This is a genomic window from Vibrio sp. 704 (assembly GCF_033339295.1).
In genome coordinates, this window is sequence record NZ_JAWOUH010001080.1 from 1 (window position 1) to 505 (window position 505).

The 505-nt window shown below is 44.6% G+C and carries 1 protein-coding gene; it reads left to right on the forward strand.

All coding sequences use genetic code 11. The annotated features are described in order from the left end of the window. The coding region (locus tag R7R24_RS30755; RefSeq protein WP_318120719.1) for a LacI family DNA-binding transcriptional regulator at positions 1–505 on the forward strand (505 nt) is incomplete at both ends.

Consider the following 505-nt stretch of genomic DNA (forward strand, 5'->3'; position numbering starts at 1 on the left):
GCCACTGAAGCGGGCGTCTCACTTGCAACCGTATCGCGAGTTTTGAATGACGATCCGACGTTGAGCGTTAAAGAAGAAACCAAACGCCGCATTTTAGAAATCGCAGAAAAGCTGGAGTACCGCACCAGCAGCTCGAAGAAAGCCACCAAAGAAGCCAAGCAAAAACATCACTTTTTGGCCTTGTACAATTACAAACAAGAAGCAGAAGTGAATGACCCGTACTACTTGTCGATTCGTCATGGGATTGAAACTCAGTGCGATAAACTCGGCATTACGCTAACCAATTGCTACAACAGCGAAATTGATGTTGAAACGCAAAAGATCACGGGTGTCCTTTTAGTCGGGAAAGTCGACCAAAAGGTGGTCAATAAGTTACCTAAACGCCTAGCCGATAGCATCTGTTACATCGACTTTTCAGATCCAACTAGTCCTTACGATTGCGTTGATATCGATCTTGTAAGAATCAGCAAGCAAGTGGTTGATTTCTTTGTACAACAAGGCTACG